This window comes from Pseudomonas sp. NPDC088414 (genome assembly GCF_044753325.1).
GTDB lineage: Bacteria > Pseudomonadota > Gammaproteobacteria > Pseudomonadales > Pseudomonadaceae > Aquipseudomonas.
Genome location: NZ_JBIVMY010000031.1, coordinates 48,143 through 68,098 on the forward strand (window position 1 = coordinate 48,143; position 19,956 = coordinate 68,098).

Here is a 19,956-nt window from a genome sequence, read left to right on the forward strand (position 1 = left end):
ACCGCTGTGCAAGGCTTTGATCCGCTTCAGCTTTTCTCCTCGTCCCGAGCTGTAGCGATTTCGCTACAGACGCCTCATTCCCACCACAACCAGAAACACATAACCATTTGATTTATATAGATAAATACAATCTGGCCGCGTTCTTGCTAAGTAACCGCTCATAAAATCAGGGCTTTCTAGCCCAAGCCTTCCATCGCGTCCACCAGACGAGTCTGGCCCCCTTAGGAGTTTCCATGAGCGAGTTGCGTTTTACTGAAGATCACGAATGGCTGCGCACCGAAGCTGACGGCAGCGTTACTGTCGGCATCACCGCTTTCGCGCAGAACGCTTTGGGCGACGTGGTGTTCGTGCAACTGCCTGAGCTGCAGGCTTACGAAAAAGGCGCTGAAGCCGCCACCGTGGAATCGGTCAAAGCCGCCAGCGGCGTGTACATGCCGCTCGATGGCGACGTACTGGAAGTCAACCCGGCGCTGCAAGACGCACCGGAACTGGTCAACGAAGATCCGCTGGGCGAAGGCTGGTTCTTCCGTTTCCAGCCAAGTGACGCCGCCGCTGTCGGCAAACTGCTTGATCAGGACGCCTATGACCGTCTGATCAAAGCCCAAGCCGAAGCCTGAGGAGTAGCGACATGACCCAAGTAAACCTCGGCACTGCCAACGAATTCATTGCCCGTCACATTGGCCCCCGCGCCGGTGACGAGCAGGCCATGCTCAACAGCCTCGGTTTCGACTCGCTCGAAGCGCTGAGCGCCAGCGTGATCCCGGAAAGCATCAAAGGCACCAGCGTGCTCGGCCTGGACGACGGTCTGAGCGAAGCCGATGCGCTGGCGATGATCAAATCCATCGCCGGCAAAAACCAACTGTTCAAGACCTACATCGGCCAGGGCTACTACAACTGCCACACGCCGTCGCCAATCCTGCGCAACCTGCTGGAAAACCCGGCCTGGTACACCGCTTACACCCCGTACCAGCCGGAAATTTCCCAGGGCCGTCTCGAAGCGCTGCTGAACTTCCAGACTCTGATCAGCGACCTCACCGGCCTGCCGATCGCCAACGCTTCCCTGCTCGACGAAGCCACCGCCGCTGCCGAAGCCATGACCTTCTGCAAACGCCTGAGCAAGAACAAGGGCAGCCACCAGTTCTTCGCCTCGATCCACAGCCACCCGCAAACCCTCGACGTGCTGCGCACCCGTGCCGAGCCGCTGGGTATCGAAGTGGTGGTCGGCGATGAGCGTGAGCTGAGCGACGTCACGCCGTTTTTCGGCGCGCTGCTGCAGTACCCGGCGAGCAACGGTGATGTTCTCGACTACCGCGAACTGACCGAGCGCTTCCACGCTGCCAACGCACTGGTGGCCGTGGCCGCCGATCTGCTGGCCCTGACCCTGCTGACCGCTCCGGGCGAGTTTGGCGCGGACGTCGCCATCGGTTCGGCGCAACGCTTCGGTGTGCCGCTGGGCTTCGGTGGCCCGCACGCGGCTTACTTCTCCACCAAGGATGCGTTCAAGCGCGACATGCCGGGCCGTCTGGTCGGTGTGTCGGTTGACCGCTTCGGCAAACCGGCCCTGCGTCTGGCGATGCAGACCCGCGAACAACACATCCGCCGTGAGAAGGCCACCTCGAACATCTGCACCGCGCAAGTGTTGCTGGCCAACATCGCCAGCATGTACGCCGTGTACCACGGCCCGAAAGGCCTGACCCAGATCGCCAACCGCGTGCATCACCTGACCGCGATTCTCGCCAAGGGCCTGAGCGCAATGGGCGCGAAAGTCGAGCAGACGCATTTCTTCGACACCCTGACCGTCGCCACTGGCGCACAGACTGCCGCGCTGCACGACAAGGCGCACGCTGCACAGATCAACCTGCGCGTAATCGACACTCAGCGTCTGGGTCTGTCGGTGGACGAAACCACCACTCAGGCTGACATCGAAACCCTCTGGGGCCTGTTCGCCGACGGCAAAACCCTGCCGGACTTCGCTGCGCTGGCCGCTTCGGTACAAAGCACCATTCCAGCATCGCTGGTACGTCAGTCACCGATTCTCAGCCACCCGGTGTTCAACCGCTATCACTCGGAAACCGAGCTGATGCGCTACCTGCGCAAACTGGCGGACAAGGACCTGGCACTGGATCGCACCATGATCCCGCTGGGCTCGTGCACCATGAAACTCAACGCCGCCAGCGAAATGATCCCGGTGACCTGGGCCGAATTCGGCGCCCTGCACCCGTTCGCTCCGGCCGCACAAAGCGCCGGCTACCAGCAACTGACCGATGAACTGGAAGCGATGCTCTGCGCCGCCACCGGTTACGACGCGATCTCGCTGCAACCGAACGCCGGTTCGCAAGGTGAATACGCAGGTCTCTTGGCGATTCGCGCCTACCACCAGAGCCGTGGCGACGAGCGCCGCGACATCTGCCTGATCCCGTCGTCCGCCCACGGCACTAACCCGGCCACCGCCAACATGGCCGGCATGCGCGTGGTGGTGACCGCGTGCGATGCTCGCGGTAACGTCGATATCGAAGACCTGCGCGCCAAAGCCATCGAGCACCGCGAACACCTCGCGGCGCTGATGATCACCTACCCGTCGACCCACGGCGTGTTCGAGGAAGGTATCCGCGAAATCTGCGGCATCATTCACGACAACGGCGGCCAGGTGTACATCGACGGCGCCAACATGAACGCGATGGTCGGCCTCTGCGCGCCGGGCAAGTTCGGCGGCGATGTCAGCCACCTGAACCTGCACAAGACCTTCTGCATTCCTCACGGCGGTGGCGGCCCGGGCGTTGGCCCGATCGGCGTCAAGTCGCACCTGACCCCGTTCCTGCCGGGTCACGGTCAGATGCAACGCAAGGAAGGTGCGGTCTGCGCAGCACCGTTCGGCAGCGCGAGCATTCTGCCGATCACCTGGATGTACATTCGCATGATGGGTGGCGCGGGTCTCAAGCGTGCTTCGCAACTGGCGATCCTCAACGCCAACTACATTTCCCGCCGCCTCGAAGAGCACTACCCGGTGCTGTACACCGGCAGCAACGGGCTGGTGGCGCACGAATGCATTCTCGATCTGCGTCCACTGAAAGACAGCAGCGGCATCAGCGTCGATGACGTCGCCAAGCGCCTGATCGACTTCGGCTTCCACGCCCCGACCATGTCGTTCCCGGTCGCCGGCACGCTGATGATCGAACCGACCGAAAGCGAATCCAGGGAAGAACTGGACCGCTTCTGCGACGCCATGATCCGCATCCGCGAAGAAATCCGCGCAGTGGAAAACGGTACGCTGGACAAGGACGACAACCCGCTGAAAAACGCCCCGCACACTGCTGCGGAACTGGTCGGCGAGTGGACCCACCCGTACAGCCGCGAGCAGGCGGTGTATCCGGTGGCGTCGTTGATCGAAGGCAAATACTGGCCGCCGGTCGGTCGCGTCGACAACGTGTTCGGCGACCGCAACCTGGTCTGCGCCTGCCCGTCGATCGAAAGCTACGCTTAACCGGATGCGGGATCAGTTATCGCTGATCCCGCAAACACCGCAGATCCCCTGTAGGAGTGAGCCTGCTCGCGATAACGGTGTATCAGTCGACATTACTGTTATCTGACACACCGCTATCGCGAGCAGGCTCACTCCTACAAGGGAATGCGGTCAGCCGCAAAAATCCGCCAATTCCTATAACAAGAAACCGGAGAACCACTCATGTCGTTAAGCGTGTTCGACCTGTTCAAGATTGGCATCGGCCCTTCCAGCTCCCATACCGTCGGCCCGATGCGGGCCGCTGCGCGCTTCGCCGAAGGCTTGCGCCGTGAAAACCTGTTGACGGCCACCGCCAGCGTGCGCGTCGAACTCTACGGTTCCCTCGGCGCCACCGGTAAAGGTCACGGCAGCGATAAAGCCGTGCTGCTCGGCCTTGAAGGTGAACACCCGGACACCGTCGACACCGAAACCGTCGCCGCGCGCCTGCAAGAGATTCGCGGCAATGGCCGGCTGAATCTGCTCGGTGAACAAAGCATTGCCTTCAACGAAAAAGAACACCTGGCGATGATCCGCAAGCCGCTGGCCTTTCACCCCAACGGCATGATCTTCCGCGCGTTCGATGCGGCGGGTATTCAGATCCGCAGCCGCGAGTACTACTCGGTCGGCGGTGGTTTCGTCGTTGATGAAGATGCGGCCGGAGCCGACCGCATCGTCGAGGACGCCACCCCGCTGACCTTCCCGTTCAAAAGTGCCAAGGACTTGCTCGGCCATTGCGCCACCTACGGTCTGTCGATCAGCCAGGTGATGCTGACCAACGAAAATGCCTGGCGCCCGGAGGCGGAAACCCGCGCCGGCCTGCTGAAAATCTGGCAAGTGATGCAGGACTGCGTCGCCGCTGGCTGTCGCAACGAAGGCATTCTGCCGGGCGGATTGAAGGTCAAACGCCGGGCGGCGGCGCTGCATCGGCAACTGTGCAAGAACCCGGAATCGGCGCTGCGCGATCCGCTGTCGGTGTTGGACTGGGTCAACCTCTACGCCCTCGCCGTCAACGAAGAAAATGCCAACGGCGGCCGCGTGGTCACCGCGCCGACCAACGGCGCGGCCGGGATTATCCCGGCAGTGCTGCATTACTACATGCGTTTTATCCCCGGTGCGAATGACGACGGCGTGGTGCGTTTTCTGCTGACCGCCGCCGCGATCGGCATTCTGTACAAGGAAAACGCCTCGATCTCCGGCGCTGAAGTCGGCTGTCAGGGCGAAGTCGGCGTGGCGTGCTCGATGGCTGCCGGTGCCTTGTGTGAAGTCCTTGGCGGCAGCGTGCAGCAAGTCGAGAACGCGGCGGAAATCGGCATGGAACACAACCTCGGCCTGACCTGCGACCCGATTGGCGGCCTGGTGCAGGTGCCGTGCATCGAGCGCAACGCCATGGGCTCGGTGAAAGCGATCAACGCGGTGCGCATGGCCATGCGCGGCGACGGGCAACACTTCGTCTCCCTCGACAAAGTCATCCGCACCATGCGCCAGACCGGCGCCGACATGAAAAGCAAATACAAAGAGACCGCCCGCGGCGGTCTGGCGGTCAACATTATCGAATGCTGATTTATGTCCTCTCCCTGTGGTAGAGGACCGCGCTTAGCCCCCTCTCCCTCCGGGAGAGAGCTGGGGTGAGGGGCTTTTGACCTTGATCTAAATCTAGCCCCATGCCCCCCAAACTCAAACTTTCAAGGAGCCACGCATGTCCACCGAACAACTGTCGAAAACCCCGCTGCACGCTCTGCATATCGAACTCGGCGCCCGCATGGTGCCGTTCGCCGGCTACGACATGCCGGTGCAATACCCGCTGGGCGTGATGAAGGAACACCAGCACACCCGTGAGCAGGCCGGGCTGTTCGACGTCTCGCACATGGGCCAGATTCGCCTGACCGGCGCCAATGCCGCCAAGGCCCTGGAAACCCTGGTGCCGGTGGACATCATCGACCTGCCGGTGGGCATGCAGCGCTACGCGATGTTCACCAATGACCACGGCGGTATCCTCGACGACCTGATGGTCGCCAACCTCGGTAACGACGAGCTGTTTCTGGTGGTCAATGCCGCGTGCAAGGATCAGGACCTGGCGCATCTGCAAAAGCACATCGGCGATCAGTGCACCATTACGGAGCTGTTCGAAGCCCGCGCACTGCTGGCGTTGCAGGGTCCGGCTGCGGTTACCGTGCTGGCGCGTCTTGCGCCAGAGGTGGCGAAGATGACATTCATGCAGTTCAACCGCGTGCAACTGCTGGGCGTGGATTGCTTCGTCAGCCGCTCGGGCTACACCGGTGAAGACGGCTTCGAAATCTCGGTGCCCGCCGCCGACGCAGAAAAACTTGCCCGCGCGCTGCTGGCCGAACCGGAAGTTCAGGCCATCGGCCTCGGCGCCCGCGACTCGCTGCGCCTGGAAGCCGGCCTGTGCCTGTATGGCCACGACATGAACACCGAGACCACGCCGATCGAAGCCAGCCTGTTGTGGGCGATCTCCAAGCCACGCCGCGCCGACGGCGCGCGGGCCGGTGGCTTCCCTGGGGCAGAGACAGTTTTCGCTCAGCAGCAGAACGGCGTCGCGCGCAAACGCGTCGGCCTGCTGCCGCAGGAGCGTACACCGGTGCGTGAGGGCGCTGAAATCGTCAACGAAGCCGGCGAAATCATCGGCAGCGTGTGCAGCGGTGGCTTTGGTCCGACCCTGGGCGGGCCGTTGGCCATGGGTTACCTCGACAGCGCTTATGTCACCCTGGATACGCCAGTCTGGGCCATCGTTCGTGGGAAAAAGGTGCAAATGCTTGTAAGCAAAATGCCATTTGTTCCACAACGCTACTATCGTGGCTGATTGATTGTTTCTATAAGTAACGCGATTGCGTTATGCGTGCACTAATGTGTAACGCAATCGCCACAAAAAAGTGCATTTTCTAACATCTGATTCGATTATGAACTTTGCTTATAACGTTCGAAAACTTTTGAACAAGCTATTCGTCCAAGCCGCACTAGTAGGCTGACTAACTGCCAGCAGGGGCAGGAAAACCGGGGCCTTCGCGGGGCTTGTTTTTTCTCCCGTAGTTGGCGTAGAGTTTGTCCACTGTGTTTGCATGGGTCAGCTTGGAATCGTGACCTGGGCAGTAGCCTACAAGTTAGCTACATCCCGCTCGACGTCTTCTTACTCTCCTGCAACCAGCCCCAGTACTCTTTCATGAGAAAGAGACTGTCATCAATTTATGCGTCAAAGGAAATAAGAAATGTCGACACGTCAGAGCGGTACCGTCAAGTGGTTTAACGACGAGAAAGGTTTTGGTTTTATCACTCCAGAAAGCGGTCCGGATCTGTTCGTGCATTTCCGCGCTATTCAGGGCAACGGCTTCAAGAGCCTGAAAGAAGGCCAGAAAGTGACCTTCGTTGCTGTGCAAGGCCAGAAAGGCATGCAGGCTGATGAAGTACAAGCAGAAGGCTAATCTTCTGTAACGAAAAAGCCCCTGATATTGATATCAGGGGCTTTTTTGTGCGCGCGAATCCGTAAAATGGCGCTTCATTTTGCGTCCAGAGGCTGCCATGTCGAAAAACCTGCTCACTCCCCAGGGCGACTTTCCTGCCGTTGGCCTCGGCCGGCGCCTGGCCGCGATATTCTATGACTTTCTACTATGCACCGCCCTGCTGATCGTCACCGGATTCGTCTACAAGTTGATCCAGGCAGCAATCATCGGTGAAGAGCGCCTGCGCGTGCTGACTGACGCCGGAAAAATGGACGGCGATCCGCTGTATTCCACAGTGTTGCTGCTGGTGCTGTTCGCGTTCTTCGCCAAGTTCTGGACCCACGGCGGGCAGACACTGGGCATGCAGGTGTGGGGCATCCGCGTACAGAACGCCGATGGCAGCGCGATCAGCCTGTGGCAGGCGCTGCTGCGCTTTATGGTGTCGATCGCTTCATGGCTGTGCGCAGGGCTCGGATTCCTCTGGTCGCTGTACGACAAGCAGAAACGCACCTGGCACGACATCTATTCCGATACCCGCGTGGTGCGAGTTCCGAAGAAGGTCAAATAGTTTCCAGAAGCCAGATACCACTGTGGGAGCGAGCTTGCTCGCGAAGGCGTCGTGTCAGTCAATCTAAATGATGACTGATACACCGCTTTCGCGAGCAAGCTCGCTCCCACAGGTCTTTTTTTTGCCTTTGGAACTTAGGCGTTACCCGCCAGCTTCATCCGCGCCGCCTGAGTGAAATCCAGCATACGCTTCAACGGGCGGATCGCCTGCGGAATCAACGCCGGATCGACAAAGATCTCGTTCGTCCCCTCCTTCAGACTCTTGAGCGTGCGCTCAAGGGTGTTCATCGCCATCCACGGGCAATGTGCGCAACTGCGGCACGCGGCGCCGTTACCGGCGGTTGGCGCCTCGATGAAGACCTTGTCCGGGCACAGCTGCTGCATCTTGTAGAAGATGCCACGGTCGGTGGCGACGATCAGGGTCTTGTTCGGCAGGCTTTGCGCGGCAGCGATCAACTGACTGGTGGAACCGACGGCATCTGCCAGCTCGATCACCGAAGTCGGTGACTCCGGGTGCACCAGAATCGCGGCGTCCGGGTACAGCGCTTTCATGTCTTCGAGCTGCTTGGATTTGAACTCTTCGTGGACGATGCACGCGCCGTCCCACAGCAGCATGTCAGCGCCGGTCTTACGCTGAATGTAGGTGCCCAAGTGCTTGTCCGGGCCCCAGATGATGGTCTCGCCGTTGTCCATCAGGCTTTCGACGATCTCCAGCGCGCAGCTCGACGTCACCACCCAGTCAGCCCGGGCTTTGACCGCAGCCGAGGTGTTGGCGTACACCACCACCGTGCGCTCCGGGTGCTGATCGCAGAACGCCGAGAACTCGTCCACCGGACAACCCAGGTCCAGCGAGCAGGTCGCGTCCAGGGTCGGCATCAGCACGCGTTTTTCCGGGTTGAGGATCTTCGCGGTCTCGCCCATGAACTTCACGCCGGCGACCACCACAGTCTTGGCCGGGTGAGCGTTGCCGAAGCGCGCCATTTCGAGGGAGTCGGACACACAGCCGCCGGTTTCTTCGGCCAGGGCCTGAATCACCGGATCGCAATAGAAGTGGGCCACCAGCACCGCGTCCTGAGCCTTGAGCTCGGCGGCGATGGCGGAACGGTAGTAGGCCTCTTCCTCGGCAGTCAGCGGTTTGGGCTGTTTGGCATCGAGGTGGGCTTGAACCAGAAGGCGTTCGGAAATCTGCGTCATGTTCGCAAGACCTGCAGGCGCTTTCGCGCGAAAGTCGAGTATACACCCGGCTCCGGACCACTTGAGGGTACCGCCGGGAGAGTGAGTATTATCAGGCACGGACAGCGTTGAAGCTGCGCAAGGCTACAGAATATCCCGTTGATACAAAAGATGATTCTGACCTGTGTCGGCGCAGGCAACAATGAAAGTTCAGGCAGCTGAATCACAGGCAAAAAAAAAATCCGGAAATCTCACGCGCCTGGAGACCTCCGGATTTGCCGAACCGCCAGATACAGCAGATCGCGTAAATACCTGCGATCTTGCCTGCCGGATTTGCCGATCTAGCGCAGCGGGTAGATGGAACCGCCACGTTTCTTTTTCTTACGCTTGAACAGACTCAAGATTTTTCGAATGATGCCCATGCTGTTGCTCCCGATAGAGGCCTAGTTCGGCACTGATGAGTTTTGCCAATTGCTCGTTGCCCAGGTCATTGAAGTGGACGCGATCGACAAAAAGGGTTTCGTTGAAGACCGGCGACTGCCTGAGCATGGAATTCATGTCCAGGCAGCGGATGTCACCGGCCTTCGCCTGAATATGCGCGAAAAAAGGCGCGTGCACTTCCTTGCCCAGTACGCCGCTGAATAGCCGGTAGAAGTTGTTCGGACAGCTGTCGATGGCATGGAATACCGCTTCTTCATCCGCCGTCAGTTGATCCCGGCACCAGTGGGACAGGGGTTGAAGGACGAAGCTCAGGGTAGCGCCACTGCCCGACAGCAGCAGTTGCCATTGCTTCAATGCGTCGGTGATGGAATCAGCCGCGCGCTCCAGACGTTCGTCCAGCGAGATCCCCTCGTCGGTGATGACTTCATCCGCCGGGTTTTCATAGAACAATGCTTTCTTGCAGCGCTGCAGCCAGGACTCGCCCCCCTTGGAACCGAACGAGTTCTTTTTGCGTTGCATGTCCTCATTGAATTTATTCATGTAATGCTGAAATTCGAACGAGTAGTAATAACGCCCATGCTCGCTGGCGAACTCGTCGGGGATACCCTCCAGAGCCAGGGTGTTGATGCCGCTGAACACCACGACATGACCGATATCGCCCAGACGCTTCTGATGCATGAGGAACATCAATAATTCCTGGGTAGAGTTGTAGCCCCGGCCGGCAAAATTCAGCCACACCTCGCCAGTCAACTCGCTTAGCCTGGAAGCCACGGTAAACGCATCGCGCGTAGCGCCCACACCCAGTGCGGTCGAACCGCCCACCAGCAAGTTGACCTTGCCATTGGCCGGAAGCTCAGTGACCGAAAACCGCTGGCCTTGATATTCGCTGTAACGAAATCCGAATGCGTCGGTATTGATCGTCGGCGAACGAAAGTTCTTTTCATGGAAGTACATGGTATAGGGCACCCAGCGCGCGCCGATGTGCATGAAGCTATCGTAATCACGTATTTGCGGGGTCCACCTGTAGACCTCCTGCACCGCCTGGTGGTGATTCAGTTCGGGTTTGTCAGTCAAGGGCATAGTGCGTTCTCCAGTCGGTCTCTTCATTCCATTGAGGCTGGTCGGACTTGGTCAGCAGAAACTGACCGATCACCAGACAATCCATTTCCGTGCGCATGAAGCAGCGGTAGGCGTCTTCCGGACTTTCAACGATCGGCTCCCCCCGAACGTTGAACGAGGTATTGATCAGTACCGGGCAGTCCGTCCGCTCGGCAAATGAGCTGAGTAACTGTCGAAACCGCGGATTGTGTCTGCCATCCACGGTCTGCACTCGAGCGGAGAAGTCCACGTGAGTCACTGCCGGTATTTGCGAGCGCTTGAGCTTGAGCTTCTCGATACCGATATAGCCGACGTCATTCACGTTTGGCTCTCGCTTGTCAGGCTGTACCGGCGCGACGATCAACATGTAGGGCGACGGTTGATCCAGATCGAACCATTCGTGCGCCTTTTCGGCCAGAACCACTGGGGCAAACGGGCGAAACGACTCACGGTTCTTGATTTTCAGGTTCATGACGCTCTGCATGTGCTCTGAGCGAGGGTTCCCCAGAATCGATCGCGAGCCGAGAGAGCGTGGGCCAAATTCCATGCGCCCCTGAAACCATCCGATGACTTTGTCTTCGGCCAACCGCGCGGCCGTCGCCTCGATCAAGGCCAACGGATCGAGCTTTTGATAGTTGGCTTTCAGCTCACACAGGTACTGTTCGATCTGGTCATCACTGTAAGCATTGCCAAGATAGGCACCTTGCATGCTGTCCTCGGTGCCGTCCGCCTGACGTTGCATCCCGGTCTTTTCAAAATGGCATTGCAACGCGGCGCCAAGTGAGCCCCCGGAATCCCCCGAGGCTGGCTGGATGAACAAACTTTTGAATAACCCGGATCTGGCCAGTTTGCCGTTGGCCACACAGTTCAGGGCCACACCACCGGAAAGGCACAAATGCTCGGCGTTGGTCATTGCCTTGACCTTGCGGGCCAGTCCGAGCATGACCTGTTCGGTGACCACCTGGATGGAGGCCGCCAAATCCATTTCCCGTTGAGTGATGAGAGCCTCGGGTTCGCGCGGCGGGCCAGCGAACAAGGTCTCAAAGGCATCGCTGATCATCCGTTCGCCCACCTCATAATCGAAGTACTGGCGATTCAGCGTGAAAATGCCGTCGTCTTCGATCCGGATAAGATGCTCCAGAATGGTCTCGACATATTTCGGCTCACCGTAGGGCGCCAGCCCCATGAGCTTGTATTCCCCGGAGTCAACCTTGAACCCGCAGTAATAGGTGAATGCCGAATACAACAAGCCAAGAGAATGAGGGAAACGAACCTCGAACAGCGGTTCGAGACGATTACCGGTGCCATGCCAGGCGGTAGTGGTCGACCACTCCCCTACACCGTCGACACACAACACAGCGGCATCCTGGAACGGTGACGGATAGAACGCCGAAGCCGCGTGACTCAAATGATGCTGACACAGATACAACGGGGGCATTGCCACGCCGGGAAATAGCGTCTGCAGTTCGCGAGCTATGATGCCCTTGACGTCCTTTCGCGCGACGAAGCGGGTGTAGTTTTGCGCGAACGCCAGAGCGCCTCGCGGGAAATTGCTCTTGTAGGTGTTGCAGATTCGCTCGAACTTGATGCTCGGGTCTTCGTAATAGGCCAGCCAGCTGATATCCGCCAGCGTGATACCTGCCTGATCCAGGCAGGCGAGCAAGGCTTTGGCCGGGAAGCGCTTGTCCTGTTTGACCCGTGAAAAACGCTCTTCCTGCAATGCGCAGACGATTTTTCCGTCCTTCAGCAGGGCCACCGCGCTGTCATGGTAGAACGCCGAGATTCCAAGAATGTAACTCATACCACCCCCTGCACGAAGGCGAAAATCGCAATGGCGAAAAACAGCACGGGCGGCAGATAGTCAAACCAGGTGGCGCGCTGGATGGCGCCTCGCAATGAATGCGCGGTCAGCCCGACCGTCATATTCACCAGAATCCCGCCGATATTGAAAATGAGCCCGTAAAGCAGAAAATGCAGCCACGCAGGACTCGCATCGGACGGCACGAATTGCGGCAGCAGACTGATAAAAAACAGGCCGATCTTGGGGTTCGACAGGTTGATCAGCATGCCTTTGCTAAACGCATAGCTGGCTGGCGCTGGCGGGATTTCGCTGCCTTCAGCCGTACCGCCAACAGGACGGCGGGGCCAGGAAATATAGGCCAGATACAACAAGTAAAAAGCCCCGGCAATCTGCACTGCGCGATACAGCAGCGGCAGTTCCTTGAAAATCAGTACCAAGCCGAATGCTGCCAGCAACACGTAGAAAAACACTCCAAACTCAACGCCCGCCGCCGCCCGCAAACCGGTCCTTACGCCATGCTTGAGCGATTGGTTCATCACGTACAGCATCGCTGGCCCGGGCGCCAGGTTGATGACCAGTACCGCCAAAATGAAAGATAGAAATCCGTAGCTCATAATGCATCCTGCCGTTGTGTGATTTTGTTGTAACTGCGTCGGGTAAAGTCACGCAGCGCGGCCAGCAGTGACGCTTCGGGCGGGCTCAACGCACGGTAGCCGACCCAGACGCGCTGCCAATGGTGAGCGAGTTCCGTTTGCCCACCGTTCTGCGCCACATCATCCAGATGTAGTTTGATCGCCTCGATGGCCCAGGCTGTGTGGCCACTGACCACGTTGTCGATGGTGTTGTGGAGGTCGGTAAACATCGAGTTGAAGCCGTAGTGCCGCAAGACGTCAGCCGAACGGCGATACTCGCCTCCCACACCCGACAGTTCCATGGCGAGATTCAAACCCAGGGTTTCCGGTTGAAAACTTTGCGGAAACAGTGAAATGGCGAGCCAGAACACCGGAACCTGCAGACAGTCATCGTCAAAATGCGTGGATGCAGCAAAGGACCGAGCCGTGAACGTCCCGACATCGACCCCCATACTGGTCAACAGCTCCTGGTAGATATTGCCGTGATGGAGCGCTGTATCGCCTTGGCCGAGCTCGTCGATCAGAGTGCGGTATAGCAATGCGCCGACCGGACTGGTGACAATCGCCGGCTTGACGATGTTTCGCAGCCAGGCACCATCGATCAGGGTCAAGGGCGCCAGCCGCGTCGCGTCGGCAATAATCTCCTCGCGACTTTCTTCGGGTGCCTGCGTCAATGGTCGGTAGCTTTCAACCTGTCGCTTGTGCTGCGCGGCTAACCACTGATCCAATCGTTGATGGCTGTAAACACTGAACGGCAGTCCTTCACTGCGCACAGCCTGTTGATGGCGTGCCAACCACCGCTCGGCAAAAAGCCTGGCTGCCGGCAGGGCATCAGGCGCCTTGTCAATATGAAGGAACAGGGGGTAAAGCTGCTGTAGCGAATAATCGGAATACTTGGCCAGTGCCAGTTGCCGGGCTTGAGCCAGTGCTTTTTCGCAAAGCGTTGCCGATTGCTCAGGAGATGGAGCGGTCAGCGGCGGCGGAGCAACAACACTCAAACTCTCTCTGTTCAGCGATGCGATCCAGGTATCGACGACTTGAATATCTTGCGCAGAAAAAACCCCGAACATCCTGCCTTTCGGGTGACTGATGAGATTCATCAACGCGCTTTTTCCCGGCTGGCCAGCCCTGACGTAACGAGAGTTCGCCAGCGCCTGAATCGTCGCCTGCGCATTGAAGGTTTGCGGATCCAGCCAATGGTCGATCGGTTGGTCGGCCAGTTGCCCACGCTTGTGATAACCGCAGCCATGAGGACCCAGTTTTTCAATCAATGCGAGCATGGCCGCCGCATTACTGAAACGCGCTTCATCCTTGAGTTCGCTGGCCAGGCGTTTTTCACTTTTCTGAATCAGACTCAGTGCGCAAGCAAAGCCTGTGGCGATCCGGTCATGCGCCTGCGAATCGACCTGCGCCAGGAAATAGTCAATGGCCTCCGCCGCCGCCGGCCAATACCGGTCGCTGGATGAACAGCCAAAGACAGGGTTGCCCGCTTGCGCACACAGGATGTTGAGCTGATCGAGATAACCGCACATTGCAAGATTGACGCCCAGGGTTTCGGCGAACCGTGTCGCTGGAAAACTTGCCAGGCCTAGCAAGAACACCGGTAGCTCGTAAGCGGCGCCCTCTATGTTCGGGTCATGACTGAAACTGTTCGCGAATACTTCATTCAAGTGCACCCCTGCCTGCCGTGCGGCCTGCTCGAACAAATAGCTCTGGCTCAAGGACGGATACCCTCCCCCGACCAGCCGCGCATGTGTCTGAAGCAGCAAACCACCATCCTTGCGCCACGCGTAGGCGATCGAAGTCACGCCGCAAAGCCAGCTACCGAGGGTTTTAAACAGCGGCGCATATTGATAGTAAAAATGACGTCGCTGCGGCGCATCGTGAAGAGTGTCTGGCATGTCCTGACGAATTTGCGCCCCGAGTGCCTGGATATCGCGCTGTCCCGCAACAATAAACGCAGCAAGATCTGCAGCCCCGCCCACCGCGCGATGAGGATTCAGATATTGATCGATATTGTTCCAGACCAACTCCATCAGCCCATGACTCTGTTCCTGGTTAATCAGCCTGAAAAACCATTGACGAGGGCTATATCGCAGCGTCGCGAGTTCCGTCGAAGAGATCGCCAGAAAACTCGGCACTTCGTCATCAGGTAACGCAGAAGTACTACCGGCCATTATTCGATCCTTGATTGATGGCATTGAATTGCTTCGGATAACCAGACCGTACAAGCAGTCAACTCATGACAAATTGAACAGTTCGCGCACGTTATAGATCAGCCCGGACAAGGCAATCAAAAGCAATGCGACACCCGAGCCCCTGGAAATCAAGTGGCTGCTGGTTTTACTCAGCAGTTTCCTGGTCATGAAAATATATAAACCCAGAATGGCAAAATCGATCACAACCCAGAGTAACGAGAGCAGGATCAGGCTGTGCTTCGAGGAAGAGGTAATCTGGATGAACTGGGGAAAGAATGAGATAAAGAAAATAATGTCTTTGGGGTTGGAAATACCCACGATGAACCCGTGCCACAGACCACCCTGCATCGCTTGTTTATCCGGGGATTGTGCCTCCGCAGATGCCGGATTGTTCTTCAGCGCATCAAGCGCCAGGTAACCGATAAAAAGACAACCCAGCAAGCTGAGCATGTTCAACAACACGACATTGACAGCAGCACTGGCAACGATGATGTAAGAGGCCAGTGCAATCAGCATCAAGGAGGCCCAGTTCGTGCCTATCGCCGTCGAGAACGCCTTTCTAGGCCCGGCAGCGCTGGCAGTCGCGACCACTAGCGCGACGACGGGGCCTGGCGTCGCTATCAAAAGCATGACGGTCAAAATATAGGTAATGGCTAATGCAGTATTCACGCCTTGCTGGCCCCGCTGTCGGTTAATCGATATTCATTCGAAAAGGGCATCGCTCATGACTCAGTGATCCCGGTTCTTCAAGTTGGTATTGTTTGATTTCAAAGTTGCCCGGATCACCAAAAACACCGAGCGTTCTGGAGTACACGCCTCCGTTGTAGGCATCAGAACGGGAACGAATACGTGCACGAATACGTTGTCCGCTCAGCGAGTTACCGGCAGCCACCTGGTCAAAATTTTCTCGAGGATTGATCACGAATACGATATGCGTCCCCAGGTTCCTGCTTTTCATCAGGCGATGCCGGGGAAAGTTCATGTTCACGAAAAGAGGTATCCCCATGAAAGAGAATGACCATTTTTCGCTACTCAGGTCGGCCGAAATCTCTCTTGGCCATGGCCCGGGATCCTGGTTGTGCAGCCTCTGCAAAAGATCCCAGGCATAAAGTTGCTCTTGCTCAAGAGAATCAAACTCGTTGTTTTCCAACAGTACGATCAAGGGCTTGCCGACTCTACATTTCAGTGGCCAGGCATTTACCTTTTTCAAATAAGAAGCAAGCCCCGTCATGAAGTCGGTAACGTCAGACTCTTTACTGACAAACAAAAGTTCGACATTCGAGGACTTCACCGCTTTCATCCCAAACAGACAGGGAAAAGAGGCCTGGCGTACGATACTTTCGAACACGTCTAATGCCGATGTTACCCAAGTCGTCTTGAGCGACTCATACACCTGCAGATTCTCAAGCCAATCCAGCTTGTTAAAACAACGTCCGTGTATAGCTACCATTGCATCTCCATGATGACGCTCAAAAAAAGTTATATGCATATATCTTTTTTAGAAGCCGCATTCTGGGAGAGGCCGGGATCGTTGTAAAACGAGTTAGATTATGATCTCTTATTAGTTTTACTCATGGTAGAAACCTGTATGACGGAACGGATTCCCGCACTGTATTCCTTACGCGCATTTGAGGTCGCAGCGCGCTTTGTCTCATTCAGCAAGGCAGCCAGCGAGCTATCGGTCACTCAAAGTGCGGTGAGTCATCATGTTAAAACCCTCGAAGAACTTTTCGGTTGCAGCCTTTTCGAACGCCACGGACCAAAAATCAGCCTGACCGAACATGGGCGACTGCTCGCAGACGAGTTGAAGGTCGGCTTCAAGATCATCGAAAGTGCTTGTGAGCTATTGAAGGTGGATCGTCATCGGCTGCGCCTCAAGGCACCTTCGACGCTGACGATTCGCTGGCTTCTCAGAGCGCTGGATAAATTCAATAAACACAACAGCCATTGCTCTGTGCAACTCTCCAGTGTCTGGATGGATGTTGACGAGGTCGACTTCTACTCCGAGCCCTATGATTGCGCGATTCTGTTGGGGGATGGCAATTTCGGCCCGGCCATGGAGAGCTTTAAACTGTTTGATGAATGGCTGATCCCCATTTGCAGTCCTGGGTATCTGGAGCCGGAAGACCTCAAACTGTCGTCGCTCAACGATCATGAATTGCTGCATCCCTCCACTGACCGGCGAGACTGGCGACGATGGCTGAAAAGAATGGGCTGCCTTGATACCACCAATATAGAACGCGGCCAGTTGTTCGACACCCTGGATCAGGGAATTGCCGCTGCCGTACAGGGTATGGGAATCTCCGTGGCAGATCTGGTGCTGGTTGTTCAGGAGATTCAGGCCGGCCAGTTGCGGCTTCCATTCAAAAGCGCTGTGGCGACAGGGGATGGCTATTACATGACCTGGCTGAAAGCCAGCCCCAAGTCGCAGCAGATGTGCCAACTGCGCGATTACCTGATGACTCAGGTTCATGCCCTCCCGACACAAGGTATCGCCTACCTGCTCTGATGGCCGCAGGCGTCGCGCAATCGAGACTTTCGTAGCGGCGCCTGATCCAGCCTCAAGACGCGGGAGCCCGCGAAATCGCAGGCAAAAAAAAACCCGGAAATCCTCACTTTCGTGGGCCTTCCGGATTTTCTAAACCGCCAAATATGGTGGGTCGTGTGGGATTCGAACCTACGACCAATTGGTTAAAAGCCAACTGCTCTACCAACTGAGCTAACGACCCGCTGTGTGGTGGCGCGTATAATACTGATTTTTAAGGACTATTCAACACCTTTTTGAAAAAAATCAAAAATAAGGTGTTGGATCGCCTACACCGGCCGCTGCGAAGCCTTCCGCGCGCAGGCGGCAGCTGTCGCATTTGCCGCACGCACGGCCTTCATCGTCCGCCTGATAGCAGGAAACGGTCAGACCGTAATCCACGCCGAGCTTCACGCCCGCCTGGACGATCTGCGCCTTGCTCAGGTTCTGCAGCGGTGCCTGGATGCGGAAACCGTTGCCTTCCACACCCGCCTTGGTCGCCAGGTTGGCCATGCGCTCGAAGGATTCGATGAACTCGGGACGGCAATCCGGGTAACCGGAGTAGTCCACCGCGTTGACGCCGATAAAGATGTCACGCGCGCCAAGCACTTCAGCCCAGCCCAGCGCCAGCGACAGGAACACCGTGTTGCGCGCCGGCACGTAGGTCACCGGGATGCCCTCACCCAGCTCTTCCGGGATGTCGATGCTGGTGTCGGTCAGCGCCGAGCCGCCCATGCCGTTGAGGTTCAGGCCGATCACTTTGTGCTCGACCACACCCAGATCGCGGGCGACCCGCGCGGCGGCATGCAGCTCCGCATGAGAGCGCTGGCCGTAATCGAAACTCATGGTGTAGCAGGCGTAACCTTCAGCCCGGGCCATCGCCACCACCGTGGCCGAATCGAGGCCACCCGACAGCAGGATGACCGCACGTTTTTCGTGAGTGTTCAGTTGTTCAGTCATATCAGCGCCCCGGCTCGTCATTCCATAGATATTTATGCAGCTGCAATTGCAACCGCACTGGCAGGTTGTCTGCCACCACCCAGTCCGCCAGATCCCTGGCATTGAGGTCATGATGACTTGGGGAAAACAGCACTTCACCCGCACGGCGATCAAGACCGTACTGGATCAGCTTCGAGACCGCCCAGTCATAGTCGTCCCGCGAACAAATGACAAACTTCACCTGATCGTTGGACGTCAACAGTTCGATATTTTCATAGCGGTTGCGGTGCGCCTCTTTGGAATCCGGCGTCTTCAAGTCGACCACGCGACTGACGCGCGGATCTACTGCCGAGATGTCGAGGGCACCACTGGTTTCCAGGGAGACCTCATATCCGGCATCACACAACTGCTTGAGCAAAGGGATGGCGTTCGGCTGTGCCAGCGGTTCACCGCCGGTTACACAGACATAGCGCGGACGATATCCGGCCACTTGCTCGAGGATGTCGTCGAGGGTACGAATCGTACCGCCGCTGAACGCATAGGCACTGTCGCAGTATTGGCAACGCAACGGGCAACCGGTCAGGCGCACAAAAACCGTGGGCAGCCCGGCTGTCCGAGTTTCCCCCTGCAACGAGTAGAAAACTTCGGTAATTCTCAATGTGTCTTGCATAGTCGCCACGGGCGTAACAGCTAAACAGGCTGTCCGCCTCCGTCAGGCACTTCCGGCAACCCCGCCAACGCGTAGATCACCAGAAGCGTGTTTCAGAAAAAGGGCGTGAATTCTAACGAAAAAACCCGCGACAAGCGCGGGTTTCTTCCAAACGGGTCAAACACACTTACATGCGTTGCAGATCGCGTTGGGCCAACTGAGCGGCGGAGGTCCCCGGGTATTGGGAAACCACCTGTTGCAGAATGCCTTTGACCTTGTCGGTATGACCCAGGCGGCGCTCTACATCAGCCAGCTTGTACAGCGAGTCCGGCACTTTGTTGTGCTTGGGATAAAGCTGCGAAACTTTGGCAAAAGCCTGACCTGCGCCCTGCAGATCACCCTTGGCCAGATTGACTTCGCCCAACCAGTACTGGGCATTGCCCGCGTATTGACTGTTCGGGTATTTGCGCAGAAATGCCGAGAAAGCCTGACTGGCCTTGTCGAAATCCTTGGCTTTGATCAGGTCGAAAGCGGCATCGTAATACAGCTTTTCCTTGGCCGGATCACCCGGTTCGCTACTTGCAGCAGGTGCCTGGGCGGCAGCAGCCCCGGCGCCAGCGGCAGCACCGGCAGCAGCACTTGCGTCGCCACCGGCAGAAGAATTCTCAGGAGTCGCGGCAGGTGCAGCACCGGATCCTATGCGCCGATCAAGATCCTGGTATCGCTCCAGGGATTCCTGTTTCATGCGCGCAACCTGATTCTGCAGTTCTTCGATCACACCTTGCTGGCGCGATATCTGATCCTGCATCTGTTGCAGTTGGTTGAACAGCATGCCCTGTGCCGAGGCAGGGGCCGAAGCCGCTCCCCCGGCATAGGCGCCGTTCGTACCGTAACCCGCAGGCGGATAACTGCTCCCGCTATTGTTATAACCGGAGTTGTCATCGACCACAGGAACCGCAGCCCACGCCGCAAGCGGCGCG

General features: G+C 57.6%; 17 protein-coding genes and 1 tRNA gene. 7 read left to right on the forward strand and 11 right to left on the reverse strand.

Annotated elements, in window-relative coordinates; genetic code table 11:
• The first annotated feature begins 233 nt into the window (after positions 1 to 233).
• From gcvH to ACIP8I_RS21855, 6 genes are all read left to right on the forward strand, one after another.
• Positions 234 to 617, forward strand: a complete 384-nt coding sequence (gene gcvH / locus ACIP8I_RS21830; RefSeq protein ID WP_039758162.1) for a glycine cleavage system protein GcvH — start codon at positions 234 to 236, stop codon at positions 615 to 617.
• An 11-nt stretch (positions 618 to 628) separates the two neighbouring features.
• Positions 629 to 3,481 carry an aminomethyl-transferring glycine dehydrogenase gene (gene gcvP, locus ACIP8I_RS21835; RefSeq protein ID WP_400763861.1) on the forward strand — a complete coding sequence of 951 codons (2,853 nt, stop codon included), beginning with the start codon at positions 629 to 631 and terminating at the stop codon, positions 3,479 to 3,481.
• Between the two features lie 201 nt (positions 3,482 to 3,682).
• The gene (locus ACIP8I_RS21840) at positions 3,683 to 5,059 is read left to right on the forward strand and encodes an L-serine ammonia-lyase (RefSeq protein ID WP_400763864.1); all 1,377 of its coding nucleotides are present in this window, start codon (positions 3,683 to 3,685) and stop codon (positions 5,057 to 5,059) included.
• A 136-nt stretch (positions 5,060 to 5,195) separates the two neighbouring features.
• Positions 5,196 to 6,320: a glycine cleavage system aminomethyltransferase GcvT gene (gcvT, locus tag ACIP8I_RS21845; RefSeq protein ID WP_400763867.1), complete on the forward strand. Its 1,125-nt coding sequence runs from the start codon at positions 5,196 to 5,198 to the stop codon at positions 6,318 to 6,320.
• Positions 6,321 to 6,723: 403 nt separating this feature from the next.
• A complete protein-coding gene (locus tag ACIP8I_RS21850; protein WP_003237709.1) occupies positions 6,724 to 6,936 on the forward strand; it encodes a cold-shock protein in 213 nt (70 codons plus the stop codon).
• Positions 6,937 to 7,033: 97 nt separating this feature from the next.
• On the forward strand, positions 7,034 to 7,522 hold the full coding sequence (locus ACIP8I_RS21855) for an RDD family protein (RefSeq protein WP_400763869.1): 489 nt from the start codon (positions 7,034 to 7,036) through the stop codon (positions 7,520 to 7,522).
• 134 nt (positions 7,523 to 7,656) lie between these two features.
• On the opposite strand, the gene nadA is transcribed toward ACIP8I_RS21855, so the two are convergent.
• From nadA to ACIP8I_RS21890, 7 genes are all read right to left on the reverse strand, one after another.
• Entirely contained in the window at positions 7,657 to 8,715 is a 1,059-nt protein-coding gene (gene nadA / locus ACIP8I_RS21860; protein ID WP_003227499.1) for a quinolinate synthase NadA, read from the reverse strand.
• A 360-nt stretch (positions 8,716 to 9,075) separates the two neighbouring features.
• The gene (locus ACIP8I_RS21865) at positions 9,076 to 10,122 is read right to left on the reverse strand and encodes an SGNH/GDSL hydrolase family protein (RefSeq protein ID WP_400763871.1); all 1,047 of its coding nucleotides are present in this window, start codon (positions 10,120 to 10,122) and stop codon (positions 9,076 to 9,078) included.
• A 79-nt stretch (positions 10,123 to 10,201) separates the two neighbouring features.
• On the reverse strand, positions 10,202 to 12,034 hold the full coding sequence (locus ACIP8I_RS21870) for a carbamoyltransferase (protein WP_400763874.1): 1,833 nt from the start codon (positions 12,032 to 12,034) through the stop codon (positions 10,202 to 10,204).
• A complete protein-coding gene (locus tag ACIP8I_RS21875) occupies positions 12,031 to 12,648 on the reverse strand; it encodes a LysE family translocator (RefSeq protein WP_400763877.1) in 618 nt (205 codons plus the stop codon). The genes ACIP8I_RS21870 and ACIP8I_RS21875 overlap by 4 nt, the downstream gene beginning before the upstream one ends.
• A complete protein-coding gene (locus ACIP8I_RS21880) occupies positions 12,645 to 14,843 on the reverse strand; it encodes an iron-containing redox enzyme family protein (protein WP_400763879.1) in 2,199 nt (732 codons plus the stop codon). The genes ACIP8I_RS21875 and ACIP8I_RS21880 overlap by 4 nt, the downstream gene beginning before the upstream one ends.
• A 63-nt stretch (positions 14,844 to 14,906) precedes the next feature.
• On the reverse strand, positions 14,907 to 15,533 hold the full coding sequence (locus ACIP8I_RS21885; protein ID WP_400763882.1) for a LysE family translocator: 627 nt from the start codon (positions 15,531 to 15,533) through the stop codon (positions 14,907 to 14,909).
• A gap of 22 nt (positions 15,534 to 15,555) precedes the next feature.
• Entirely contained in the window at positions 15,556 to 16,314 is a 759-nt protein-coding gene (locus ACIP8I_RS21890) for a YqcI/YcgG family protein (RefSeq protein WP_007962039.1), read from the reverse strand.
• Between the two features lie 138 nt (positions 16,315 to 16,452).
• Between ACIP8I_RS21890 and ACIP8I_RS21895 the strand changes: the two genes are divergently transcribed.
• Positions 16,453 to 17,373 carry a LysR substrate-binding domain-containing protein gene (locus ACIP8I_RS21895; RefSeq protein WP_367085512.1) on the forward strand — a complete coding sequence of 307 codons (921 nt, stop codon included), beginning with the start codon at positions 16,453 to 16,455 and terminating at the stop codon, positions 17,371 to 17,373.
• Positions 17,374 to 17,517: 144 nt separating this feature from the next.
• Here the strand turns inward: ACIP8I_RS21895 and ACIP8I_RS21900 are convergent.
• From ACIP8I_RS21900 to ybgF, 4 genes are all read right to left on the reverse strand, one after another.
• A tRNA-Lys gene (locus ACIP8I_RS21900) sits at positions 17,518 to 17,593 on the reverse strand.
• A gap of 62 nt (positions 17,594 to 17,655) precedes the next feature.
• A complete protein-coding gene (gene queC / locus ACIP8I_RS21905; protein WP_367085513.1) occupies positions 17,656 to 18,348 on the reverse strand; it encodes a 7-cyano-7-deazaguanine synthase QueC in 693 nt (230 codons plus the stop codon).
• Position 18,349: 1 nt separating this feature from the next.
• The gene (gene queE, locus ACIP8I_RS21910; RefSeq protein ID WP_007962032.1) at positions 18,350 to 18,997 is read right to left on the reverse strand and encodes a 7-carboxy-7-deazaguanine synthase QueE; all 648 of its coding nucleotides are present in this window, start codon (positions 18,995 to 18,997) and stop codon (positions 18,350 to 18,352) included.
• A 166-nt stretch (positions 18,998 to 19,163) separates the two neighbouring features.
• The coding region (ybgF, locus tag ACIP8I_RS21915; RefSeq protein ID WP_400763885.1) for a tol-pal system protein YbgF at positions 19,164 to 19,956 on the reverse strand (793 nt) is incomplete at its 5' end.